This window comes from Roseivirga sp. E12 (assembly GCF_017592825.1).
GTDB lineage: Bacteria > Bacteroidota > Bacteroidia > Cytophagales > Cyclobacteriaceae > Roseivirga.
The window spans coordinates 59,253-80,280 of record NZ_JAGFMD010000008.1 but is presented as its reverse complement, the minus strand read 5'-3'; the positions used below and the strand labels follow the sequence as shown (position 1 = coordinate 80,280).

Genomic DNA, 21,028 nt, shown 5'->3' with positions numbered 1-21,028 from the left:
GAGAAGATGTTACAGCCGAAGAGAACTAAGTTTAGAAAGATGCAAAAGGGCCGTGTGCGTGGTATCGCACAGAGAGGTCACACTTTGTCTTTCGGAACGTTTGGTATTAAGTCGCTTGAGCCAGGTTGGATCACAAGCCGTCAAATAGAAGCTGCTCGTATCGCGATGACAAGAGCGATGAAGAGAGAAGGCCAGGTTTGGATTAGAATTTTTCCAGACAAGCCAGTTACAAAGAAGCCTGCTGAAGTAAGAATGGGTAAGGGTAAAGGTGCACCTGATTATTGGGTAGCATGTGTTAAGCCTGGAACCGTATTGTTCGAATCTTCAGGAGTTAGTGTTGAATTAGCTAAGGAATCATTGAGGCTTGCAGCCCAAAAGCTTCCTATTTCAACAAAATTTGTTGTTCGTAGAGATTACGTAGGAGGATAGTTATGAAGAATTTAGAAATAGCAGCCCTCTCTGTTGAGGAGCTAAACGAAAAAATCGGAACTGAGGTAGAAAGCCTTCAGAAATTGAATTTTGCTCACTCTATTTCTCCTATCGAAAATCCTATGAAGATCAGACAGGCGAAGAAATTGATCGCAAGATTGAAAACAGAATTAAGAGCTAAGGAATTAGCTAAATAAGATGAGCATGGAGACTAGAAATCTTAGAAAAGAAAGAGTCGGGATTGTGACTAGTAACAAAATGGATAAAACCATTACTGTTGCTGTAGAAAGAAGAGAGAAGCACCCGATTTATGGAAAGTTTGTTAAGAAAACTTCCAAGTTTGCCGCTCATGACGAGAAAAATGATTGTGGTATCGGTGATACTGTAAAGATCATGGAGACTCGTCCGCTGAGTAAGAATAAGCGTTGGAGACTAATTGAGGTTATTGAAAGAGCTAAGTAATTATGATCAGGCAAGAATCAAGACTTAATGTAGCGGATAACAGTGGTGCCAAAGAGGTGCTTTGTATCCGTGTGCTAGGAGGTACTAAAAGGAAGTACGCCAGCGTAGGAGATATGATTGTAGTTTCTGTAAAAGCAGCTCACTCTTCAAGTAGCCTTAAAAAAGGTACTGTCTCTAAAGCGGTAGTGGTTAGAACCAAAAAAGAAGTAAGACGTAAAGACGGCTCTTACATCAGGTTCGAAGATAACGCTGCTGTATTGCTGAACCAGAACGATGAGCCGAGAGGTACTCGTATGTTCGGTCCAGTTGCAAGAGAATTGCGTGAAAAGCAATTCATGAAAATTGTTTCACTAGCTCCTGAAGTACTATAATCATGGCTACATCAACAGTAAAGCTTCACGTGAGAAAAGGAGATACCGTTAAGGTGATCTCTGGAAACTCTAAAGGCAAAACAGGTAAAGTACTAGAAGTACAGCCTGGAAAATATAGAGCGATTGTAGAAGGTGTTAATGTTGTTTCTAAACACATCAAACCTTCAGCAAGCAATCCAAATGGTGGCATCGACAAAACTGAGGCTTCCATTCATTTGTCAAATCTTATGGTGGTAGATCCTTCAAGTGGAGAAGCATCAAGAGTAGGTCGTAAGGCTGATGACAAAGGTAAATTAGTTAGATACGCTAAAAAATCTGGGGAGGTAATCAACAATGGCTAGTCCGAGATTAAAGGAAAGATATAACGCAGAGATTGTTCCGGCTTTAAAGGAAAAATTCGAGTACACCTCTGTAATGCAAGTACCAAAGATTACTAAAGTGGTAGTCAACAAAGGTATTGGTGCTGCTGTAGCAGACAAGAAATTGGTAGATATTGGTGTTGAAGAATTAACAACAATCACAGGCCAAAGAGCTGTAGCTACAATAGCGAAAAATTCAATCTCAAACTTTAAGTTAAGAGAAGGAATGCCAATTGGTGCAAGAGTTACATTGAGAGGTGATAGAATGTTTGAATTCATTGATCGTCTTTTGAATATTGCACTTCCTAGAGTAAGAGACTTCAGAGGTGTTAAAGACAAAGGCTTTGACGGACGAGGTAACTATACATTAGGGATCAAAGAGCAAATCATTTTCCCAGAAATCTCAATCGATAAGATTAACAAGATTTCAGGAATGGATGTAACGTTTGTTACGACTGCAAATACAGATGAAGAAAGCTACGAATTGTTAAAAGCATTCGGTATGCCTTTCGCAGGTGGTAAAAAAAATAACGACTAGAAATGGCTAGAGCAGCAGTAAAAGCTAGAGAAAGAAAAAGAGAAAGACTTGTAGCAAAGTATGCAGCTAAGCGTGCAAGACTTAAGGCTGAAGGTGACTACGTAGGTTTAGATAAACTACCTAGAAACGCTTCACCGGTAAGACTTCACAATAGGTGTAAGCTGACAGGACGTCCTAAAGGATACATGAGAAAATTTGGTATCTCTAGGGTAACGTTCAGAGAGATGGCTTCAGCTGGTAAAATACCAGGTGTGACCAAGGCAAGTTGGTAATTACTTTTCTTTTAATAACTAAATTAATTTAATACCTTTGCAGCCCGCTTTCGGGCGGAAGGTATTTAACTTTTATAAAATATTGCTTTCTGGGAGATATCGCCAGAAGTACAAAGTGTTCTAGAGTGATCTAGAACTCACAAAAAATTTAAAATGACTGATCCAATAGCAGATTATTTAACGCGACTAAGAAACGCAATCACTGCGAATCATAGAATAGTCGAAGTTCCATCTTCGAAGGTGAAGAAGGAAATCACAAAGGTGCTTCATTCAAAAGGGTTCATCCAGAACTTTAAGTTTGAAGAGACTGGACCTCAAGGCAACATTAAGATTGCATTGAAGTACAATCCCTCTACTAAACAACCAGCAATCGTTAAGCTTGAAAGAATTAGCAAGCCTGGTTTAAGAAAGTATGTTGGTGCGAATGATATGCCAAGAGTTTTAAATGGCCTTGGTATCGCTATCGTTTCTACTTCTAAAGGCATTATGACCGATAAGGAAGCTAGAACTGAGCATATTGGTGGTGAAGTTTTGTGTCACGTATACTAAAAACTGAGAAAGAATGTCACGAATTGGTAATCAACCGATAAATCTTCCTGCTGGTGTAACTGTAGAAGTTTCTGCTGAGAATGTGGTAACTGTAAAAGGACCAAAAGGAGAATTGACTCAGGAAGTTAATCCAGAGATCAAGGTTTCAGTAAATGAGGGTGTGGTTAAAGTTGAAAGACCCACTGAGCAAAAAAGACATAAGGCACTTCATGGTCTTTACCGTTCTTTATTGAACAATATGGTAGAGGGTGTAAGCAATGGTTATACAAAAGAACTAGAGCTAGTAGGTGTTGGATATAAAGCGGCAGTTTCAAACAACGTTTTAGAACTTAACTTGGGTTACTCACATAACATTTATATGTCAGTGCCTGCAGAAGTTCAGACTGCTGCTAAAATGGAAAAGGGTAAGAACCCTATCGTAACCTTGGCAAGTACCGATAAGGAATTGATTGGTCAGGTTGCTGCAAAAATAAGATCACTGAGAAAAATTGAGCCTTACAAAGGTAAAGGTATCAGATTCGTTGGTGAGCAAATTAGAAGGAAAGCTGGTAAAACTGCTGCTAAATAAGAGATCATGGCTGTTAGAAATAGTAGACTTAGAATCAAACAAGGTATTAGAGCAAAGATCTCTGGTACTAGTCAAAGACCTAGAATCTCTGTATTCAAGAGTAATGCGAAAATTTATGCTCAGATCATTGATGATCAGAAAGGGCATACTTTAGTAGCAGCTTCATCGACTGAGCTTGGTGCGAAAGAAAACACCAACGTTGCAATGTCTAAAGAAGTAGGGAAGAAGTTAGCAGAAAAGGCAGTTGCGAATGGAATTACTGAGGTAGTATTCGATAGAAACGGATATATCTACCACGGTAAAGTGAAGGCGTTAGCTGATGGAGCAAGAGAAGGCGGTCTTAAATTTTAATCGAGATGACACAGAATATGAAAGCAATTAAGGCTAGTGAAATCGACTTGAAAGAGAAGGTTGTAGCAATAAAGAGAGTTGCCAAAGTGGTAAAGGGTGGTAGAAGATTTAGCTTCTCTGCAATTGTTGTTGTTGGTGACGGAAATGGTGTTGTCGGTTATGGTTTGGGTAAAGCCAATGAGGTAACAGATGCGATTACCAAAGGAATAGATGATGCTAAGAAAAACTTGGTGAAAGTTCCAGTATTCAAAGGAACAGTTCCTCACGAAGTACTTGGTAAATATGGTGGAGGCCTTGTTTTGGTGAAGCCAGCTTCTGAAGGTACAGGAGTAATTGCTGGTGGTGCAATGCGTGCTGTGTTTGAAAGCGCAGGAATTCATAACGTACTAGCAAAATCAAAAGGTTCTTCTAACCCACACAACGTGGTGAAGGCGACTTTTGATGCCCTATTGCAAATGAGAGATCCTTATGCTGTTGCACAGCAAAGAGGCGTTGAATTGAGTAAAGTTTTTAACGGTTAAGAGATCATGGCAAAGGTTATTATCACGCAAACAAAAAGTACCATCGACAGACCGCAAAGGCAGAAGAGAACTATCCAAGCTTTAGGTCTAGGTAAGATCAACAGATCTGTAGAAGTTGAATTGACTCCTCAGATTGCTGGAATGGTAAATAAAGTAAATCACCTTGTATCTGTAAAGGAAGCATAAGATGAGACTGAATACATTAAAACCTGCAGAAGGTTCTACTAAGAGTAGTAAGAGAATAGGACGTGGTCAAGGTTCTGGTAGAGGTGGTACTTCTACAAGAGGGCACAAAGGTGCTAAGTCAAGATCAGGTTATTCACGTAAGTCTGGTTTCGAAGGCGGTCAAATGCCTTTACAGAGACGTGTACCTAAGTTTGGTTTCACAAGTCCTAACAGAGTAGAGTACAAAGCAATTAATCTTGATACACTTCAGGATTTGGCTGAGAAGACAGGAGAGTCTGCAATAACCAATGAGTTATTAATAGCTAATGGTTTAGCAGGAAAGAATGACTTGATCAAAGTACTCGGAAGAGGAGAATTAAAAGCTAAAGTAGAAGTAACGGCCCATAAGTTTTCTGCAGCTGCTACAGCGGCAATAGAAAAAGCAGGAGGAACAGTTACAAACCTTTAATCATATGAAGAAATTCTTTACCACCATAAAGAACATTTTTTCCATCGAGGAACTAAGAAATAGAATCCTAGCTACGCTAGGGTTCCTTATCATTTTCAGACTTGGTTCTTTCGTTGTACTTCCTGGAGTTGACCCAGCAGCGCTGAGTGATACAGATGGTGGTATACTAGGTATTTTGAATACATTATTAGGAGGTTCTTTTAGTAGAGCGTCCCTTTTTGGATTAGGTATTATGCCTTATATATCTGCTTCAATTGTAATTCAGTTGATGACAGTGGCAGTTCCTAGCTTCCAGAAAATGCAAAAAGAAGGCGAATCTGGTCGTAAGAAGATTACTCAGATTACAAGAGTACTAACCATATTGGTGACACTAGCTCAGAGTTTTGGTTATATCAAAGTGACCATCATTCAGCAAGGTGCAGTTTCTCCAAATGTGGACCCTACACTTTTCTTGATCTCTTCAATGATCCTATTGACTTCAGGCACAATGTTCTGTATGTGGTTAGGTGAAAAGATCACTGACAAGGGTATTGGTAATGGTATCTCAATGTTGATCATGATTGGTATTATCTCAAGCTTGCCAGGCGCTGCTTGGTTTGAGTTTGTAGAGACCAACGGAATCAGCAGAGCTTTATTTACAGTTGTTGAATTGATCGTGTTATTCTTTGTAGTGGTGGTTACAGTTGCACTAGTACAGGCAACAAGAAGAATACCGGTACAATATGCAAAGCAAGTAGTAGGTGGTAAGGTATATGGCGGACAACGTCAGTTCATTCCACTTAAAGTGAATGCCTCAGGTGTAATGCCTATCATTTTTGCACAAGCACTAATGATACTTCCAACATTGCTTGGTCAGATGTGGGCAGATACAAACGACTTTGCATTGAAAGTCACAACGATTTTTGCTAATCCATATTCATGGCAATACAATGTCGTTTTCGGCATATTGATTATAGCATTTACATTCTTCTATACTGCCATCACGGTGAATCCATCGAGTATGGCTGATGACTTGAAGAGAAATGGCGGATTTATTCCAGGTATCAAACCAGGAAAGCCTACTTCAGACTTTATTGGAGATGTAATGGATAGAATTACATTACCAGGATCTATTTTCTTGGCAATCATTGCAGTACTTCCTGTGTTTGCTAGAAATGCTGGTGTTGGTGATCAGTTTGCGTTGTTCTACGGAGGAACGTCCCTACTTATTATGGTAGGTGTAATATTAGATACTTTGCAGCAGATAGAAAGCTACCTTCTTATGAGACATTATGAAGGTATGATGAAGTCAGGCAAGATGAGAGGAAGATCTCAGAGTGTAGCTGTTGCATAATGATCTTTTATAAGACTGAAGAAGAAATTGAACTGATTCGTGAAAGTGCCCAAATTTTAGGGAAAGCACACGGAGAAGTAGCCAAGCATGTAAAGGCTGGCGTAAAAACAAAAGATCTGGACAAGATAGCTGAAGAGTTTATCGCAGATCATGGAGCCAAAGCTTCCTTTAAAGGATACAATGGATTTCCAGCAACGCTTTGCATATCTACGAACGAAGTAGTCGTTCATGGATTTCCTAGCGAATACGAATTGAAAGACGGTGATATAATCTCTATAGATTGTGGAGTCTTCTACAAAGGTTTTCATAGCGATTCCGCTTATACGTACCCAGTAGGAGAAATTTCCCCAGAGACATTATCACTTCTTAAAGCAACGAAAGAGTCGTTGTATAAAGGTATTGAAGAGGCCAAGTTTGGTAACAGAATAGGAGATGTAGCCTATGCCGTCCAGAAGTATGTGGAAGACAGAGGTTATACAGTGGTGAGAGAGTTGGTAGGTCATGGTTTAGGCAGAAGCCTACATGAAGGACCAGAAGTACCAAACTACGGAAAACGTGGAAGGGGCCCGAAATTGAATGAAGGTTTGGTGATAGCCATTGAGCCGATGGTCAATTTGGGAACTAGAAACATTGTTCAAGAAAGTGACGGATGGACTATTAGAACGAGAGATCGTCAGCCATCGGCACATTATGAACATACGGTGGCCATCTTCAAGGATAGAACAGAAATATTGACAACGCATAAATACATAGAAGAAGTAGTAAAACTTTAATATGGCGAAACAAGGATCTATAGAGCAAGACGGAACTATCATTGAGGCATTGCCCAATGCGACATTTCGTGTTGAATTGGAAAATGGACATGTAGTGCTAGCGCACATCTCAGGAAAAATGAGAATGTTCTATATCAAAATATTACCAGGTGACAAAGTAAAGCTTGAAATGTCGCCTTATGATTTAACAAAGGGTAGAATTACTTACAGGTATAAATAACTAACGATGAAGGTAAAGGCGTCCATCAAGAAGCGTAGCGCTGATTGTAAGGTAATCCGCAGAAACGGAAAGTTGTACGTGATTAACAAGAAGAATCCTAGATTCAAACAAAGACAAGGATAATTATGGCAAGGATTGCAGGAGTAGATATTCCAGATCACAAGAGATCCGAAATTGGTTTAACATACATTTTCGGTATTGGTCGTAGCTCGGCTAACTATGTGCTGAACAAAGCAGGTATTGATGTCAACACCAAAATTGGTGAGCTAGACGATGACCAGCAGAAAGCGATAAGAACTATCATTAGTGAAGAGTTCAAAATCGAAGGTGTGCTTAAGTCTGAAGTACAATTGAACATCAAGCGATTGATGGATATCGGTTGCTACAGAGGTTTGAGACATAGAAGAGGCTTGCCTGTTCGTGGTCAGCATACTAAGAACAACTCTAGAACCAGAAAAGGTAAGAGAAAGACGGTTGCTAACAAGAAGAAAGCTACTAAGTAATAACAGCTTAATAATATTATAAAGATGGCTGAGAAAAGAAAAGATAAAGCAAGAAAGAGAGTAGTACAGGTGGATGCACTTGGACAGGCGCACATTAAGGCGTCTTTCAACAACATCATCATCTCTTTGACCAACCAACAAGGTCAAGTGATCTCTTGGGCTTCGGCAGGAAAGATGGGCTTCAAAGGCTCAAAGAAAAACACCCCATATGCTGCACAACAAGCAGCTCAGGATTGTGCTCAAAAGGCATATGAATTGGGTTTAAGAAAAGTAGAAGTCTTTGTAAAAGGACCTGGTGCAGGTAGAGAATCTGCTATCAGAACTATCCAGAACTCTGGTATCGAAGTAACACTCATTAGAGATGTGACTCCATTACCACACAATGGATGTCGTCCTCCAAAAAGAAGAAGAGTTTAATTTTAGAAATTATTAGTAATGGCAAGATATAGAGGTCCAAAGGCTAAAATTGCAAGGAGATTTAATGATCCTATTTTTGGTCACAGCAAAGCATTACAAAAGAAAGCTTATCCTCCAGGCCAGCATGGCAGGAGTAGAAGAAGAAAGCAATCTGAATATGCAATCCAATTGATGGAGAAGCAAAAGGCTAAATACACTTATGGTGTTTTAGAGAAGCAGTTTGCTAACCTTTTCGATAAAGCTTCGGCAAAGTCGGGAATTACCGGTGAGATCTTACTTCAGTTATTGGAGGCAAGATTAGATAACATCGTTTTCAGACTAGGTATTGCACCTACAAGAAGAGCTGCGAGACAGTTAGTGTCTCACAAGCACATCACCATCAACGGTGAAGTGTTGAACATCCCTTCTTACCAGGTGAAGTCAACTGACGTGATTGGTGTAAGAGAGAAGTCAAAATCTCTTGAGTTGATCACTGATAGCTTAGGCGCTAATTCTGTACAGAAGTACCCTTGGTTAGAGTGGAATAAGTCAGAAATGACTGGTTCGGTAATCAATACGCCTGCAAGAGAAGATATTCCTGAGAATATCAAAGAGCAGCTTATTGTCGAGCTTTACTCTAAATAATACATTTAAGAACCTTTTAAATTTAAGATATATGTCAATACTAGCATTTCAAATCCCGGAGAAGGTGGTGATGGAGAAGGCAGACGATTTTCACGGTCTGTTCACATTTAAACCATTGGAAAAAGGTTACGGGGTAACAGTTGGTAATGCACTAAGAAGAATTTTACTTTCTTCTTTAGAAGGCTATGCAATCACAGGAATCAAGATTCCTAGCGTACTGCATGAGTTCTCTACAATTGAGGGTGTAGTTGAAGACGTATCTGAGATCATCTTGAACCTTAAAAAAGTAAGATTCAAAAAGATTTCTGACACTGTTGACAACAAGATAAATGTAGTGATCGAAGGTCAAGACAAATTCACAGCTGGTGACATTGGAAAATTCACTAGTGCTTTTGAGATTCTGAATCCAGAAGATGTGGTTTGTTACTTAGATAACGGTATCAAGTTCGAGATTGAATTGACAATCGAGAAGGGTAGAGGTTACCTTCCAGCGGAAGAAAACAGACCTTCTGAGCAAGTGTTCGGATACATTCCGATCGATGCCATCTTCACACCAATCAAAAATGTTAAGTACAGTGTGGAAAACACAAGGGTAGAGCAGAAAACTGACTACGAAATGCTTGTGTTGGATATCAAAACTGATGGTTCTATCCACCCTGAAAATGCATTGAAAGGTGCAGCTCACATTTTGATTCAGCACTTCATGCTATTCTCTGATCAGAACATGATTTTAGAAACTGGAGCACTAGATGAGCCAGAGCAAGTAGATGAAGAAATGCTTCACATGCGTAAGCTATTGAAAACTAATTTGAATGATCTTGATCTTTCAGTTAGAGCTTACAACTGCTTGAAAGCTGCTGACGTTCGTTCATTGGGCGATTTGGTAAGATTAGAAATTTCAGACATGATGAAATTCAGAAACTTCGGTAAGAAGTCTTTAGCTGAGCTAGAGCAACTTGTTGCTGATAAGAACCTGACTTTCGGAATGGACTTGGCAAAATATAAACTCGAAGAGGAGTAAGAGAAATGAGACACGGGAAGAAATTTAATCACTTAAGTAGAACAGCGCCTCACAGAAAGGCAATGCTGTCTAACATGGCTTCTTCTTTGATTCAGCATAAAAGAATCACAACTACTGTAGCGAAAGCAAAGGCGTTGAGAAAATATGTTGAGCCATTGATCACGAAGGCTAAAGATGATACAACACATTCTAGAAGAATTGTTTTCTCTTACCTACAAGACAAGGATTCTGTTTCTACACTTTTCAACGAGATCGCTGAGAAAGTAGCTACACGTCCAGGTGGATACACAAGAATTATCAAAACTAACAACAGGTTAGGTGATAATGCTGATATGTGTATCATCGAGTTGGTTGACTACAACGAGTTGTTGTTAGAAGAAGCAGCACCTAAGAAGAAGAGCACGAGAAGAAGAGGTGGTAAGAAGAAGGCAGCTGAGGCTGTTGCAACCGAAACTGTAGTTGAAGAAGCTGTAGTAGAGGAAGTAGCTGAGGTTGTTGAAGAGGCAGCTCCTGAGGTAGAAGAAGTAGTTGAGGCAGAAGTAGAAGAAACTACTGAAGCTGCAACTGAGGAAGAAGCACCAGCTGCAGAAGCAGATGAGGCTACTGAGCCAGAAGCTTCTGCTGATGATTCTGAAGAAGAAAAGAAGGACGGAGAATAGTCCATTCTAATAAATTTTAAAAGGGATTGAGCGGAAGTTCAATCCCTTTTTTTGTGACGTATGTTCACTCTGACAAAATCAGTTTTGCTCGGTAAACTTTTGAGCTTATTTTTGCACGATGCGAAAAGTCGCACGCCCATCAACATATGTCGCATAACACATTGAATTTATCTCAAAAGAAAGCAGTCCTCTTGCTAGAAGACGGATCTCGCTTTGAAGGAATTGCCATCGGAAAAATAGGGACTGTAGGAGCAGAAATCTGCTTTAATACAGGTATGACAGGTTATCAGGAAATTTACACGGACCCTTCTTACTACGGTCAAATCGTTGTAAACACCACTTCTCACATCGGAAACTATGGTGTTGAAGATTCTGAAAATGAGTCTGACTCACCAAAGATCACTGGACTTGTTGTCAATACTTTCTCAGAAGACTATAGCCGAAGTATGGCTGACGGTTCTCTGCAAGAATACCTTGAGAACAACAACATTGTCGGAGTATCCGAATTAGATACCCGTTTGTTGGTACGCCATATCAGAAGTAAAGGTGCAATGAACGCCATCATCTCTTCAGAAGATTTGTCTGATGATGAGCTACAAAGAAGGTTGGCAGAAGTACCTTCTATGGAAGGTCTAGAGCTATCATCATTTGTCAGTACAGTAGAACCATATTTCGTAGGCGATGAAAATGCCAGTCATAAAATTGCGGTGCTTGATCTGGGAGTAAAAACCAGTATTCTTAATCACTTGGCAAGTCGAGGTAGTTATTTGAAGGTTTTCAATGCGAAAACACCTTTCGAAGAAATGAAAGCATGGAACCCCGATGGTTACTTCTTGTCTAATGGTCCTGGAGACCCGTCTTCTATGGATTATGCCATCAAGACAGCTCAAGATATCATGGCGGCTGATAGGCCATTATTTGGGATCTGTCTAGGGCATCAAATTATCTCATTGGCATGCGGTATTTCTACTTTCAAAATGCACAATGGCCACAGGGGGTTAAATCACCCGGTAAAGAATTTGGTATCTGGTAAGAGCGAAGTAACCTCTCAAAATCACGGTTTTGCCGTAAGCCGAGAAGACGTTGAAAATTCAGATGTAGTTGAGTTGACGCATATAAACTTAAATGATGATACTTGCGCAGGAATTCAAGTAAAAGGTAAGAAAACGTTTTCCGTACAATATCACCCAGAGTCATCACCAGGTCCTCACGATTCACGTTATTTGTTCGATCAATTTATCAACCTTATCAAATCGTAAGACAAACAAATTATGAGTTTAATAGAAAGTATTCACGCCAGACAAATTCTGGACTCTAGAGGTAATCCTACAGTTGAAGTAGATGTAATCACTGAAAACGGAGTTCTTGGTCGTGCTGCCGTTCCTTCGGGCGCTTCTACAGGAGCACACGAGGCTGTCGAACTACGCGATGGCGGTAATGAATACCTTGGTAAAGGAGTTAAGAAAGCGGTCGAGAATGTAAATGATATCTTGGCTGATGAGCTGATTGGCTTTTCTGTATTCGAACAAAACCTGATTGACAAAATCATGATCGAAGCAGACGGTACGGATAACAAGAGTAAGCTGGGAGCCAACGCGATCCTTGGTGTTTCTTTAGCTGTTGCTAAAGCTGCTGCTGCTGAGTTAGGACTTCCACTTTACAGATACGTTGGTGGGGTAAGTGCTAATACACTTCCAGTGCCTATGATGAATATTATCAATGGAGGTTCTCATGCTGACAACTCCATCGACTTTCAGGAATTCATGATCATGCCTGTAGGTGCTGATACTTTCTCTGATGCGATCAGAATGGGTGCAGAGATCTTCCATAACTTGAAGAAGGTACTTTCAAGCCGAGGTTTAGCGACAAACGTTGGCGATGAAGGTGGTTTTGCTCCTAACCTTGGTTCTGATGATGAGGCACTTCAAGTAATCTCAGAAGCTGTGGAAAACGCAGGTTATAAGGTTGGAGAAGATATCGTATATGCGCTGGACGTAGCTTCTTCTGAGTTCTATTTGGAAGACGAAAAAGTGTATTACTTCAAAGATTCAACTGGCAAGAAGCTTTCTCCTGTAGAGATGGCCGATTATTTGGCCGATCTAAGTGAGAGATATCCAATTATTTCTATCGAAGATGGAATGTTTGAAGATGATTGGGAAGGATGGAAGGCATTGACCACTAAGATTGGTGATAAGGTGCAGCTTGTCGGTGACGATCTATTTGTGACGAACGTAACCAGACTTCAAAGAGGAATTGACAATGGCATTGCCAATTCAATCTTAATTAAAGTAAACCAGATTGGTACTTTGACTGAGACTATTGAAGCAGTGAGTCTTGCCAACAGAAATGGCTATACAGCTGTGATGTCGCATAGGTCAGGCGAAACTGAAGATAATACGATAGCTGACTTAGCTGTTGCTTTAAACACGGGTCAGATTAAAACAGGTTCTGCTTCTCGCTCTGATAGAATGTCCAAGTACAATCAATTGATAAGAATTGAAGAAGAATTAGGTGAAGTAGGAAAGTTTCCTGGAAGCAATTTCAGAAACGCTTACTAGAGCAGAATTTACAAGAAACGGAGCCCCTTCTGTAAAGCACAGAAGGGGCTTTTTGTTGTTTGACTGACATCTTTCGATTAATTGAGAATTATTTATGAAATCATCGCAGCCTTTTTCGCTTGACTAGGTATAGGCTACAAATGATTGATTATGAAAACTAAACTTCTTTACTCGCTCTTAGCACTTGCCCTCATTGTCTCTGCCTGTGGTAGTGATGGAGGAGGCGATGATCAACCCGATCCATGCGCTGTAGCCGTTGCAATTGCTATTTCAAATAACACAAATGCGGCCAGCGGTCAATCCGATGGTAGCTTCACTGCTTCAGCTACTGGAGGGAGTGGTACTTTTGAATATAGTATTGATGGAAATACGTTCCAATCTTCAGGCACATTCACTGGTTTAGCTGCAGGACAATACACAGTAACTGCACGCACCAGCCAAGGTTGTTCTGGAACTACACAAGTGACTATTGTTGATTCTCCAGCCTCAGTGCCTTCATTTGCAAATGATATAGCACCGATCTTTACAGCGAGATGTGCAACTTCAGGTTGTCATGTGGATGGTGGTAATGCGCCTTTTGCGATCAACGGTTTTGGTGATGTGCAACCTAGAGCTGCTGCAATCAGAAACAGAGTGGCCGGTAGAACAATGCCTCCAGGCGGGTCTCCAGCCTTGTCTGATGCTCAGATTACAAGTATTCTTGCATGGGTTGACGGTGGTGCGCCAAACAACTAAGAATACTCTTTTTGGAATCTTGGTGAAAAGTTGATTACTTTTATACAATGAATCCTTTCGCCAAGATTCCAAAATTCTTTAAGAACTACTATTTCCTTTTCGGAACCTTCTTTATCGTATGGATGCTCTTTGTTGACTCCAACGATGTAGTTTCTCAAATTAAAATGACACAAAAGTTAAACGGGCTGAAAGCCCAAAAAGCCTTCTATATAGATAAGAAGGTCGAAGTGTTAAAGGACAAGGAAGAGTTGAGTACAAATAAGGAGCTCCTTGAGAAGTTTGCAAGGGAGAATTATCTCATGAAAAAGCCCTCAGAAGATTTGTACATCGTAGTCAGCGAAGACTAAGAAAAATATTCAAGAATTATAGTCCTCTTTCGAGGACTTTTTCGTTTACAGTGCATATGAAGAAGCTTTTACTCACACTAACGCTGGCATTTGGACTTGTTTCACTATCAAATGCTCAGGTCTATTTCGAAGAAGAACCTGAATCTCTAAGCTTTAAAGAAAGAGTCTATTTTGGAGGAAACTTCTCTTTCAACCTGGGCAACAGATTCACCTTTATTGATGTTTCCCCACTGGCTGGTTATATGATTAATGATGACTTTTCTGTGGGCGTTGGAACTACGTATCTCTACTTATCGAGAGAATTCCTGGCTAGACCCTCAGGCAACCAATTTAAAGTAACCAATAGCGTCTATGGCGGAAGGACATTTTTGAGACATAGAGTATTCGATAATATCTTCGCCCATGCTGAGTTTGAAACGCTGAATACTGAATTCCCATCATTTGATGGATCCCAAGGAACAGTGAGAGAGTGGGTGCCAGGTTTGTTTATAGGTGGTGGTGTGTTTCAACCAGTTTTCGGTAGAGGTGGTGTTAATTTGACGGTACTCCTCAACCTATTGCATGATGACCTCAGATCTCCCTATAACAGTGCGATCGTAATTCGTGGGGGTATTACCCTTTAAGGCTTACACCAAATCGATCTCCAAGTTCTTTAAGATCATTCTCTACAGCATCTAGGATAGGAATACCGTTTGCTTCACGCTCTTTCTCCATCGCTCGTTCTGGATCACCAGGAATAAGTACAGGTTCTTCTTTGTGAACAGGTTCTGAATTTCTGAATCGCCTAATCCATTTGTCCATATGTATTTTGAAGTCATCAGCAGGTCTGAAAGCATCCACACGCATGGCGCCAAAAAAATGACCTAAACCTTCGCCAACAGGATCGCTTACAGGATCCATAAAGCTGACAAACGGAGGTGCCCACGGACCGTAGTTGGCTCCGGAGAGTACAGCCGAGAAAATATCAACCATTGATCCAAGGATATATCCTTTGTGACTACCATTCGATCTATCTCCACCGAGTGGTCTCAAAGCACCACCTTGTTTTACCCCATAAGCATTGGTGGTCACATTGCCTTCCTCATCCTGAATCCAACCCTCAGGTGCAGGTTCATCTTTTCTTTGTAGAATCTCGAGTTTACCATTTGCAGCCGTTGTAGTAGCAAAGTCACCTACATAAGGAGGTTCTTCGTTAGCAGGAATGGCAACGGCTATCGGGTTAGTTCCTAAGAGTCGCTCTTTGGAAAAAGTAGGAGCTACCAAAGGACTAGCATTTGTCATTGACATGCCAATCATGTCATGACTTAGAGCCTTCATAGCATGATAACCAGCTATACCATAATGGTTGGAGTTTTTTACAGCAACCCATCCTGTTCCAGCGTTTTTAGCCTTTTCAATGGCTACTTGCATTGCAAAAGGCGCAACTACCAAACCAAGTCCAGCATCCCCATCAACCACTGCGGTACTTGGAGACTCATGTACAATCCTAATGTTGGGAGTAGCATTGATTCTTCCTTTATCCCACAACCTGACGTATCCGCTTAGTCTTGCCACTCCATGCGAATCAACACCTCTAAGGTCTGCTGACAATAAGGTATCTGATGCGATGGTTGCATCTGTTTCAGAGCAACCTATTTTTATGAAAATGGCATGAGCGAAATCGTAAAGCGCTTTATGAGTATAAATGGCCATGAGCTTAATTACTTTCTGAAGTTTCGTTTAAGGCTTTGTCTGAAAAGAGTAAACCTTCTTTTAGGGCATATGTGCAAGCGGTGATGTTTTTCACATCTAAATGTTCAATCACGAAGGAGATCAAACAACTAGCAACTACAATCATATCGACTCGCATACTTACCATGCCCGGAATTGCTAATCGCTCTGCCTTGTCTTTAATGAGTAAAGAACGATGAATATCGTGGTAGTCCTTAATCGGCAGTTTGAAAGTCGTGCTCGTAGCCTTCCGTTCTTTTTTAATTTGCTGAAGGTATATCTCAGAGAGCGTGTCAAACGTACCTGAGCAACCAATAATGCCTATTGGTTTATGGGTTTCTAGTGCTTCTTTAAGTTCTAGAAGCTCTTCGGAAAGCCAGTCAAACATTTGATCGACATTCTCAGCTGGCATAGGATCACTTTTGTGAAACTTGTCCAGTAGACGTTGAGCTCCTATTTCAAAGCTTCTTTTCCAAGATATTTGCTGATTGTTACCGATAATGAATTCGACACTGCCCCCACCAATATCCATCACCAGCTGGTTTTGATTGGTCAGATTCAGAGCGGCCTTCACACCTCCAAAAATCAGTTCGGCCTCTAAGTCTCCTGAAATAACGTTGATACGAATACCTGTTTCTTGCTCAATCTCGTCAATCACCGATTGGCCATTCCTTGCGCTGCGAATTGCGCTTGTGGCGACACCTTTCACATCGGTTACTTCGAACTGATCGATGACGGTTTTAAAGATTTTCAGTGTATGTATGGCTCGTTTGATGGCATCATTGGCGATTTTGCCCTTACTAATACCATTCTGCCCAATTTTAACTGCGATTTTTTCTTTATAAAGCGTGTTGATCGTCCCTTGATCGATTTCCACGATAAAGAGATGAAAGGTGTTTGTTCCAAGATCAATAACTGCTTTACGCATACTCAGTAGGCCTTTTATAAGGATGGCCGAATATAAGGCATATTGATAAATAATGAATCTTCCGATTGTGGAATTACTAGTGCTGAAAATTCTTTTTTGAGTCTATCTATATATCTTTGGCTACTTAACAAAGTACCTATGGGAGATCAGCAAAACGGGCCATCTGAAGCACGGATTTTAAGCAAAGAAGAGAAATATGCTTTGCTTCAATCAAAGAACGACCAAGCGATGCTCGGTGGTGGAGAAAAGCGAATAGAGGCACAGCATAAGAGAGGTAAACTTACCGCGAGAGAGCGTATTACGCTGTTAATAGATGAGGGCACTTTTGAAGAGATTGGAAAGTTTGTAGAGCACCGTGCGACTGATTTCGGGCTCGACAAAGAAATTTACTTGGGAGATGGTGTCGTCACTGGCTATGGTACTGTCAATGGCCGTTTGGTTTACGTCTATTCTCAGGACTTTACTGTATTTGGTGGTTCCCTGTCTGAGACGCATGCTGAAAAGATTTGCAAGCTGATGGATTTGGCCATGAAAAATGGCGCCCCAATAATTGGTTTGAACGATTCGGGTGGTGCTCGTATCCAAGAAGGAGTTGTTTCGCTAGGTGGCTATGCCGATATATTCTATCGGAACACAAGAGCTTCAGGAGTGATTCCTCAAATATCTGCTATTATGGGGCCATGCGCTGGTGGCGCTGTTTATTCCCCAGCCATTACGGATTTTATCTTTATGGTAGAGAACACATCCTATATGTTCGTAACTGGTCCTAACGTAGTGAAGACCGTTACGCAAGAAGATGTGACTGCTGAAGAACTAGGTGGTGCCAGTACCCATAGTACTAAAAGTGGAGTTACGCACTTCTCCTCTGCCAACGAGGTACAATGTTTGAACGATATTAAGAAGCTGATCTCCTATATTCCTCAGAATTGCGAGGAAGATGCGCCAGTTTATAGCTATAGTGCAGATAATGAGATTCGTACAAAACTCAATGACATTATTCCTGACAATCCGAATCAACCTTATGATATGCATGAGGTCATTGAGCACTTGATTGATGAGGATACGTTCTTTGAGGTGCATAAGAACTATGCAGAAAATATTATTGTTGGCTTCGCTAAAATTGGTGGAAGATCGATAGGTATTGTTGGTAATCAACCCGCATCCTTAGCAGGTGTATTGGATATTGATGCCAGTGTGAAGGGTGCAAGATTTGTTCGTTTTTGCGATAGCTTTAACATCCCACTATTAGTGCTCGAAGATGTTCCTGGGTTCTTGCCAGGAACTGACCAAGAGTGGAGAGGGATTATTACTAATGGAGCCAAGTTGTTGTACGCGTTTGCTGAAGCCACTGTACCGAGAATTACGGTAATCACCAGAAAGGCATATGGAGGTGCTTATGACGTAATGAACTCAAAGCATATTGGTGCTGATATGAACTATGCATGGCCAATGGCAGAGATTGCGGTGATGGGAGCAAAGGGAGCTGCAGAAATCATCTTTAAAAGAGAAATTGCTGCGGCAGACGATCCTGAAGCAAAACTTCAAGAGAAAGTAGATGAATATACGGCTAAGTTTGCCAATCCTTATAGAGCAGCGAGAAGGGGATATGTTGACGAAGTGATCACACCAGAGACTACCCGCTTAAAGCTAATAAGAGCTTTCAGTATGCTGGAAAACAAGGTAGATACTTTACCTAAAAAGAAACACGGTAACATACCATTATAAGATGAATAAGACGAGCGAAGACTTCCTTGTAAAATATTTAAATAATGCCTCTCCTACTGGATTTGAAAGTTCAGGACAGCAGATTTGGCTAGACTATATCAAACCTTTTACCGATTCATATTTTACTGATAAGTATGGTACAGCCGTAGGAGTTATCAATCCTGATGCACCCTATAAAGTGGTTATCGAAGCCCATGCCGATGAGATCAGCTGGTTCGTTAATTATATAGGGGATGACGGCTATATCTATGTCGTTCGGAACGGTGGTTCTGACCACCAAATTGCTCCCTCGAAACGAGTGAATCTTCATACAGAAAAAGGTATGGTCAAAGGAGTTTTTGGCTGGCCAGCAATTCATGTAAGAGATAAAGCGCGTGAGAAAGCACCTACTCTGAAAAACATCTTTATAGATGTGGGAGCTTCTTCCAAAGAGGAGGTTTTAGATATGGGTATTCACGTGGGCACAGTCATCACTTTCGAGGACGAGTTATTCAAGCTGAATAACAAGTACTGGTGTGGAAGGGCACTTGACAACCGTATTGGTGGTTTTATGATTGCCGAAGTTGCCAGGAGACTTAAAGAGAATAATGTGCAATTGCCTTTCTCGCTTTATGTAGTAAATGCGGTGCAGGAGGAAATTGGACTTCGAGGCGCTGAAATGATCGCTGCTCGAATCAAGCCTGATGTGGCGATTGTCACCGATGTCTGCCATGACACTCATTCCCCGATGTACGACAAGAAGTTTGATGGCGATCAGAAAGCTGGCCTAGGGCCGGTGCTAACCGTTGGGCCAGCTGTGCATAACAATTTGCTCAAGATGCTTATGGAAGTGGCTGATGATAAGAAGATCGATTTTCAGCGGTCTGCTTCTTCAAGGTCTACGGGTACTGATACTGATGCTTTTGCTTACTCGAACGAAGGAGTACCATCAGCATTGATATCGCTTCCGCTGAAGTACATGCACACTACTGTTGAAACGGCTCATGAAAAGGACATTGAAAAAGTGATCGATTTGATGTACGAGTTTCTTGTACAACTACCGAATGATCATGATTTCAGTTATTTGAAGTAGTATGGTAGAGGTGATTGATCAAATGGGGCGGCATGTAAACGTCCCGAAATTGCCTCAACGCATCGTTTCACTAGTTCCCTCACAGACTGAACTGCTATATGATCTTGGTTTGGCCGATCGTGTAGTGGGTATCACTAAGTTTTGTATTCATCCCAAACAGTGGCGTTCGGAAAAGACGATTGTCGGTGGCACTAAGCAGTATCATTTCGATAGAATTAGAGGCTTAGCACCAGATTTAATCATTGGTAACAAAGAGGAGAATGAGCAGGAGGGGATCAAAGCCTTAGCGGCTGAATACCCTGTATGGATGAGTGATATCAGTGATTTGAGCGAAGCACTTGATATGATCCAAAAAGTGGGACTCCTAGTAGGTCGTTCAGAACCTGCGATCCAAATGGTTCATGACATCGAAGAGAGGTTTTCCAACCTTAGGCTCTCGTCAAAATCAATTTCAGCATTATACTTAATTTGGAAAGATCCATTTATGGCTGCGGGTAGCAGCACATTTATTGATCATATGATGACCTTGGTTGGATTTGAAAACTGCCTAAGCCAATCGCGTTATCCAATCTTGAGTATTGAAGAAATCGCTGAACTAAGACCTGAAGTGCTGCTCTTGTCTTCAGAACCTTACCCATTTAAGGAGAAACATGTAATGGAATTGAAAGAAAATTTGCCTGATACTAGAGTGCTTTTAGCAGATGGAGAGCTTTTTAGCTGGTATGGTAGTCGCCTATTACAATCACCGCTCTACTTTGAAAAGTTGTTGTCGGAAGTTATTGTTGAATAGAGAGAAACGGACATAGGGGAGGCTCCAGCAGCCTCCCCGTCCTTACGTTACCTAAACACGGCAAATGCGTTGCACACTTGCATGTCGTAACACTCCCAAATCTCTTTTTTCTTAAAAGGATATTTTTTGCCTGATTTAGACTTGAGTGGAAATTTGAAGGAGTCCGAAGGCACTTTTCTTGATTTGTCCTTCTTGGCAACGTGATAGAAATATGTTTTTTCGTCTGATTTCCCCATGAGTTTTCTTTCACCAGGGGCCAGTTTAACTAGACCATCTACAGACCAGTCTCCATCGAATGCCTTATAACGGATGGCTACCTTTAGTGGCGCTGAAGACTTGTTTTCAAAATATATATGGTATGCTTTTTTAGGTGCTTCTGAATTGAAACCGGTGCGCTCACCAGGCAATGAGTAGTAGCCGGTGAGCTGAACTGGAGATTCGAGTTCTATCGATTCCAGCTGGGCAAAGTACGATGGCCTTTTTTCCTCTTTTTGAGAGAAATAAGTAGCCATCATGCCGCCCAAGAACAGTACGTATACTGCTATCGGTTTCATCTGTT

General features: G+C 41.0%; 33 protein-coding genes. 30 read left to right on the top strand and 3 right to left on the bottom strand.

Going from position 1 to position 21,028, the window contains the following annotated elements; all coding sequences use genetic code 11:
• The first annotated feature begins 6 nt into the window (after positions 1 to 6).
• The 27 genes from rplP to J4E76_RS16425 all read left to right on the top strand — a co-directional run bounded on the left by rplP (position 7) and on the right by J4E76_RS16425 (position 14,867).
• Positions 7 to 429: a 50S ribosomal protein L16 gene (rplP, locus tag J4E76_RS16555; protein WP_208505905.1), complete on the top strand. Its 423-nt coding sequence runs from the start codon at positions 7 to 9 to the stop codon at positions 427 to 429.
• 2 nt (positions 430 to 431) lie between these two features.
• A complete protein-coding gene (gene rpmC / locus J4E76_RS16550) occupies positions 432 to 626 on the top strand; it encodes a 50S ribosomal protein L29 (RefSeq protein ID WP_208505904.1) in 195 nt (64 codons plus the stop codon).
• A 7-nt stretch (positions 627 to 633) separates the two neighbouring features.
• On the top strand, positions 634 to 891 hold the full coding sequence (gene rpsQ, locus J4E76_RS16545) for a 30S ribosomal protein S17 (protein WP_069844403.1): 258 nt from the start codon (positions 634 to 636) through the stop codon (positions 889 to 891).
• A 2-nt stretch (positions 892 to 893) separates the two neighbouring features.
• Positions 894 to 1,262: a 50S ribosomal protein L14 gene (rplN, locus tag J4E76_RS16540; RefSeq protein WP_208505903.1), complete on the top strand. Its 369-nt coding sequence runs from the start codon at positions 894 to 896 to the stop codon at positions 1,260 to 1,262.
• 2 nt (positions 1,263 to 1,264) lie between these two features.
• Positions 1,265 to 1,603 carry a 50S ribosomal protein L24 gene (rplX, locus tag J4E76_RS16535; protein WP_208505902.1) on the top strand — a complete coding sequence of 113 codons (339 nt, stop codon included), beginning with the start codon at positions 1,265 to 1,267 and terminating at the stop codon, positions 1,601 to 1,603.
• Entirely contained in the window at positions 1,596 to 2,159 is a 564-nt protein-coding gene (gene rplE / locus J4E76_RS16530; RefSeq protein WP_208505901.1) for a 50S ribosomal protein L5, read from the top strand. Before rplX ends, rplE begins: the two co-directional genes overlap by 8 nt.
• 2 nt (positions 2,160 to 2,161) lie before the next feature.
• The gene (gene rpsN, locus J4E76_RS16525) at positions 2,162 to 2,431 is read left to right on the top strand and encodes a 30S ribosomal protein S14 (protein WP_208505900.1); all 270 of its coding nucleotides are present in this window, start codon (positions 2,162 to 2,164) and stop codon (positions 2,429 to 2,431) included.
• A gap of 153 nt (positions 2,432 to 2,584) precedes the next feature.
• A complete protein-coding gene (gene rpsH / locus J4E76_RS16520) occupies positions 2,585 to 2,980 on the top strand; it encodes a 30S ribosomal protein S8 (protein WP_208505899.1) in 396 nt (131 codons plus the stop codon).
• Between the two features lie 13 nt (positions 2,981 to 2,993).
• Positions 2,994 to 3,548, top strand: a complete 555-nt coding sequence (gene rplF, locus J4E76_RS16515) for a 50S ribosomal protein L6 (protein ID WP_208505898.1) — start codon at positions 2,994 to 2,996, stop codon at positions 3,546 to 3,548.
• A 6-nt stretch (positions 3,549 to 3,554) separates the two neighbouring features.
• A complete protein-coding gene (gene rplR / locus J4E76_RS16510) occupies positions 3,555 to 3,899 on the top strand; it encodes a 50S ribosomal protein L18 (protein ID WP_208505897.1) in 345 nt (114 codons plus the stop codon).
• 5 nt (positions 3,900 to 3,904) lie between these two features.
• Positions 3,905 to 4,420, top strand: coding sequence for a 30S ribosomal protein S5 (gene rpsE / locus J4E76_RS16505; RefSeq protein WP_208505896.1), 516 nt, complete (start codon positions 3,905 to 3,907; stop codon positions 4,418 to 4,420).
• Between the two features lie 6 nt (positions 4,421 to 4,426).
• Positions 4,427 to 4,606, top strand: a complete 180-nt coding sequence (gene rpmD, locus J4E76_RS16500; protein ID WP_208505895.1) for a 50S ribosomal protein L30 — start codon at positions 4,427 to 4,429, stop codon at positions 4,604 to 4,606.
• Between the two features lies 1 nt (position 4,607).
• Positions 4,608 to 5,054 carry a 50S ribosomal protein L15 gene (rplO, locus tag J4E76_RS16495; RefSeq protein ID WP_208505894.1) on the top strand — a complete coding sequence of 149 codons (447 nt, stop codon included), beginning with the start codon at positions 4,608 to 4,610 and terminating at the stop codon, positions 5,052 to 5,054.
• A gap of 4 nt (positions 5,055 to 5,058) precedes the next feature.
• Positions 5,059 to 6,387, top strand: a complete 1,329-nt coding sequence (gene secY, locus J4E76_RS16490) for a preprotein translocase subunit SecY (RefSeq protein ID WP_208505893.1) — start codon at positions 5,059 to 5,061, stop codon at positions 6,385 to 6,387.
• Positions 6,387 to 7,160: a type I methionyl aminopeptidase gene (gene map / locus J4E76_RS16485; protein WP_208505892.1), complete on the top strand. Its 774-nt coding sequence runs from the start codon at positions 6,387 to 6,389 to the stop codon at positions 7,158 to 7,160. Before secY ends, map begins: the two co-directional genes overlap by 1 nt.
• Position 7,161: 1 nt before the next feature.
• Positions 7,162 to 7,380, top strand: a complete 219-nt coding sequence (infA, locus tag J4E76_RS16480) for a translation initiation factor IF-1 (protein ID WP_069844018.1) — start codon at positions 7,162 to 7,164, stop codon at positions 7,378 to 7,380.
• 6 nt (positions 7,381 to 7,386) lie between these two features.
• On the top strand, positions 7,387 to 7,503 hold the full coding sequence (gene ykgO / locus J4E76_RS16475; protein ID WP_045460160.1) for a type B 50S ribosomal protein L36: 117 nt from the start codon (positions 7,387 to 7,389) through the stop codon (positions 7,501 to 7,503).
• A 2-nt stretch (positions 7,504 to 7,505) separates the two neighbouring features.
• Positions 7,506 to 7,883 (top strand): 30S ribosomal protein S13, encoded by a 378-nt coding sequence (gene rpsM, locus J4E76_RS16470; RefSeq protein ID WP_069844019.1) that lies wholly within the window; start codon positions 7,506 to 7,508, stop codon positions 7,881 to 7,883.
• A 24-nt stretch (positions 7,884 to 7,907) separates the two neighbouring features.
• Positions 7,908 to 8,300 (top strand): 30S ribosomal protein S11, encoded by a 393-nt coding sequence (gene rpsK, locus J4E76_RS16465; RefSeq protein ID WP_069844020.1) that lies wholly within the window; start codon positions 7,908 to 7,910, stop codon positions 8,298 to 8,300.
• 18 nt (positions 8,301 to 8,318) lie between these two features.
• Positions 8,319 to 8,924 (top strand): 30S ribosomal protein S4, encoded by a 606-nt coding sequence (gene rpsD / locus J4E76_RS16460; protein WP_208505891.1) that lies wholly within the window; start codon positions 8,319 to 8,321, stop codon positions 8,922 to 8,924.
• A 31-nt stretch (positions 8,925 to 8,955) separates the two neighbouring features.
• Positions 8,956 to 9,945 carry a DNA-directed RNA polymerase subunit alpha gene (locus J4E76_RS16455; RefSeq protein ID WP_208505890.1) on the top strand — a complete coding sequence of 330 codons (990 nt, stop codon included), beginning with the start codon at positions 8,956 to 8,958 and terminating at the stop codon, positions 9,943 to 9,945.
• Between the two features lie 5 nt (positions 9,946 to 9,950).
• Positions 9,951 to 10,604 (top strand): 50S ribosomal protein L17, encoded by a 654-nt coding sequence (gene rplQ, locus J4E76_RS16450; RefSeq protein ID WP_208505889.1) that lies wholly within the window; start codon positions 9,951 to 9,953, stop codon positions 10,602 to 10,604.
• 146 nt (positions 10,605 to 10,750) lie between these two features.
• Positions 10,751 to 11,863, top strand: a complete 1,113-nt coding sequence (carA, locus tag J4E76_RS16445) for a glutamine-hydrolyzing carbamoyl-phosphate synthase small subunit (RefSeq protein ID WP_208505888.1) — start codon at positions 10,751 to 10,753, stop codon at positions 11,861 to 11,863.
• 12 nt (positions 11,864 to 11,875) lie between these two features.
• A complete protein-coding gene (gene eno, locus J4E76_RS16440) occupies positions 11,876 to 13,162 on the top strand; it encodes a phosphopyruvate hydratase (RefSeq protein ID WP_208505887.1) in 1,287 nt (428 codons plus the stop codon).
• 150 nt (positions 13,163 to 13,312) lie between these two features.
• Positions 13,313 to 13,897, top strand: a complete 585-nt coding sequence (locus tag J4E76_RS16435) for a hypothetical protein (RefSeq protein WP_208505886.1) — start codon at positions 13,313 to 13,315, stop codon at positions 13,895 to 13,897.
• Between the two features lie 47 nt (positions 13,898 to 13,944).
• A complete protein-coding gene (locus tag J4E76_RS16430) occupies positions 13,945 to 14,244 on the top strand; it encodes a septum formation initiator family protein (protein WP_208505885.1) in 300 nt (99 codons plus the stop codon).
• Between the two features lie 56 nt (positions 14,245 to 14,300).
• Positions 14,301 to 14,867 carry a hypothetical protein gene (locus J4E76_RS16425; RefSeq protein WP_236017521.1) on the top strand — a complete coding sequence of 189 codons (567 nt, stop codon included), beginning with the start codon at positions 14,301 to 14,303 and terminating at the stop codon, positions 14,865 to 14,867.
• On the opposite strand, the gene J4E76_RS16420 is transcribed toward J4E76_RS16425, so the two are convergent.
• Positions 14,857 to 15,936 (bottom strand): Ldh family oxidoreductase, encoded by a 1,080-nt coding sequence (locus J4E76_RS16420; protein ID WP_208505884.1) that lies wholly within the window; start codon positions 15,934 to 15,936, stop codon positions 14,857 to 14,859. The genes J4E76_RS16425 and J4E76_RS16420 overlap by 11 nt on opposite strands.
• A gap of 4 nt (positions 15,937 to 15,940) precedes the next feature.
• Positions 15,941 to 16,882, bottom strand: coding sequence for an exopolyphosphatase (locus J4E76_RS16415; RefSeq protein WP_236017520.1), 942 nt, complete (start codon positions 16,880 to 16,882; stop codon positions 15,941 to 15,943).
• 138 nt (positions 16,883 to 17,020) lie between these two features.
• On the opposite strand from J4E76_RS16415, the gene J4E76_RS16410 reads away from it, so the two are divergent.
• Genes J4E76_RS16410 through J4E76_RS16400 form a run of 3 tightly spaced genes read left to right on the top strand, consistent with a single transcriptional unit; the run spans position 17,021 to position 20,469 of the window.
• Positions 17,021 to 18,607, top strand: a complete 1,587-nt coding sequence (locus J4E76_RS16410) for an acyl-CoA carboxylase subunit beta (protein WP_208505883.1) — start codon at positions 17,021 to 17,023, stop codon at positions 18,605 to 18,607.
• 1 nt (position 18,608) lies between these two features.
• Positions 18,609 to 19,679: a M42 family metallopeptidase gene (locus J4E76_RS16405; RefSeq protein WP_208505882.1), complete on the top strand. Its 1,071-nt coding sequence runs from the start codon at positions 18,609 to 18,611 to the stop codon at positions 19,677 to 19,679.
• A 49-nt stretch (positions 19,680 to 19,728) separates the two neighbouring features.
• Positions 19,729 to 20,469, top strand: coding sequence for a helical backbone metal receptor (locus J4E76_RS16400; protein ID WP_236017519.1), 741 nt, complete (start codon positions 19,729 to 19,731; stop codon positions 20,467 to 20,469).
• Between the two features lie 47 nt (positions 20,470 to 20,516).
• Here the strand turns inward: J4E76_RS16400 and J4E76_RS16395 are convergent, their stop codons facing one another.
• Entirely contained in the window at positions 20,517 to 21,023 is a 507-nt protein-coding gene (locus J4E76_RS16395; protein WP_208505880.1) for a hypothetical protein, read from the bottom strand.
• Positions 21,024 to 21,028: the final 5 nt, after the last annotated feature.

Excerpts from the sequence above, each read along its gene's own strand:
- J4E76_RS16415 (WP_236017520.1), bottom strand. The coding sequence starts at position 16,882 with ATGCGTAAAGCAGTTATTGATCTTGGAACAAACACCTTTCATCTCTTT.
- ykgO (WP_045460160.1), top strand. The coding sequence starts at position 7,387 with ATGAAGGTAAAGGCGTCCATCAAGAAGCGTAGCGCTGATTGTAAGGTA.
- infA (WP_069844018.1), top strand. The coding sequence starts at position 7,162 with ATGGCGAAACAAGGATCTATAGAGCAAGACGGAACTATCATTGAGGCA.
- rpsN (WP_208505900.1), top strand. The coding sequence starts at position 2,162 with ATGGCTAGAGCAGCAGTAAAAGCTAGAGAAAGAAAAAGAGAAAGACTT.
- eno (WP_208505887.1), top strand. The coding sequence starts at position 11,876 with ATGAGTTTAATAGAAAGTATTCACGCCAGACAAATTCTGGACTCTAGA.
- rpsM (WP_069844019.1), top strand. The coding sequence starts at position 7,506 with ATGGCAAGGATTGCAGGAGTAGATATTCCAGATCACAAGAGATCCGAA.
- rplN (WP_208505903.1), top strand. The coding sequence starts at position 894 with ATGATCAGGCAAGAATCAAGACTTAATGTAGCGGATAACAGTGGTGCC.
- rpsQ (WP_069844403.1), top strand. The coding sequence starts at position 634 with ATGGAGACTAGAAATCTTAGAAAAGAAAGAGTCGGGATTGTGACTAGT.
- map (WP_208505892.1), top strand. The coding sequence starts at position 6,387 with ATGATCTTTTATAAGACTGAAGAAGAAATTGAACTGATTCGTGAAAGT.
- rplX (WP_208505902.1), top strand. The coding sequence starts at position 1,265 with ATGGCTACATCAACAGTAAAGCTTCACGTGAGAAAAGGAGATACCGTT.
- rpmC (WP_208505904.1), top strand. The coding sequence starts at position 432 with ATGAAGAATTTAGAAATAGCAGCCCTCTCTGTTGAGGAGCTAAACGAA.
- rpsD (WP_208505891.1), top strand. The coding sequence starts at position 8,319 with ATGGCAAGATATAGAGGTCCAAAGGCTAAAATTGCAAGGAGATTTAAT.
- J4E76_RS16410 (WP_208505883.1), top strand. The coding sequence starts at position 17,021 with ATGGGAGATCAGCAAAACGGGCCATCTGAAGCACGGATTTTAAGCAAA.
- J4E76_RS16435 (WP_208505886.1), top strand. The coding sequence starts at position 13,313 with ATGAAAACTAAACTTCTTTACTCGCTCTTAGCACTTGCCCTCATTGTC.
- rpsE (WP_208505896.1), top strand. The coding sequence starts at position 3,905 with ATGACACAGAATATGAAAGCAATTAAGGCTAGTGAAATCGACTTGAAA.
- J4E76_RS16455 (WP_208505890.1), top strand. The coding sequence starts at position 8,956 with ATGTCAATACTAGCATTTCAAATCCCGGAGAAGGTGGTGATGGAGAAG.
- rpsH (WP_208505899.1), top strand. The coding sequence starts at position 2,585 with ATGACTGATCCAATAGCAGATTATTTAACGCGACTAAGAAACGCAATC.
- rpmD (WP_208505895.1), top strand. The coding sequence starts at position 4,427 with ATGGCAAAGGTTATTATCACGCAAACAAAAAGTACCATCGACAGACCG.
- rplE (WP_208505901.1), top strand. The coding sequence starts at position 1,596 with ATGGCTAGTCCGAGATTAAAGGAAAGATATAACGCAGAGATTGTTCCG.
- carA (WP_208505888.1), top strand. The coding sequence starts at position 10,751 with ATGTCGCATAACACATTGAATTTATCTCAAAAGAAAGCAGTCCTCTTG.
- secY (WP_208505893.1), top strand. The coding sequence starts at position 5,059 with ATGAAGAAATTCTTTACCACCATAAAGAACATTTTTTCCATCGAGGAA.
- J4E76_RS16425 (WP_236017521.1), top strand. The coding sequence starts at position 14,301 with ATGAAGAAGCTTTTACTCACACTAACGCTGGCATTTGGACTTGTTTCA.
- rplO (WP_208505894.1), top strand. The coding sequence starts at position 4,608 with ATGAGACTGAATACATTAAAACCTGCAGAAGGTTCTACTAAGAGTAGT.
- J4E76_RS16395 (WP_208505880.1), bottom strand. The coding sequence starts at position 21,023 with ATGAAACCGATAGCAGTATACGTACTGTTCTTGGGCGGCATGATGGCT.
- J4E76_RS16430 (WP_208505885.1), top strand. The coding sequence starts at position 13,945 with ATGAATCCTTTCGCCAAGATTCCAAAATTCTTTAAGAACTACTATTTC.
- rpsK (WP_069844020.1), top strand. The coding sequence starts at position 7,908 with ATGGCTGAGAAAAGAAAAGATAAAGCAAGAAAGAGAGTAGTACAGGTG.
- rplQ (WP_208505889.1), top strand. The coding sequence starts at position 9,951 with ATGAGACACGGGAAGAAATTTAATCACTTAAGTAGAACAGCGCCTCAC.
- rplF (WP_208505898.1), top strand. The coding sequence starts at position 2,994 with ATGTCACGAATTGGTAATCAACCGATAAATCTTCCTGCTGGTGTAACT.
- J4E76_RS16405 (WP_208505882.1), top strand. The coding sequence starts at position 18,609 with ATGAATAAGACGAGCGAAGACTTCCTTGTAAAATATTTAAATAATGCC.
- rplP (WP_208505905.1), top strand. The coding sequence starts at position 7 with ATGTTACAGCCGAAGAGAACTAAGTTTAGAAAGATGCAAAAGGGCCGT.
- J4E76_RS16420 (WP_208505884.1), bottom strand. The coding sequence starts at position 15,936 with ATGGCCATTTATACTCATAAAGCGCTTTACGATTTCGCTCATGCCATT.
- rplR (WP_208505897.1), top strand. The coding sequence starts at position 3,555 with ATGGCTGTTAGAAATAGTAGACTTAGAATCAAACAAGGTATTAGAGCA.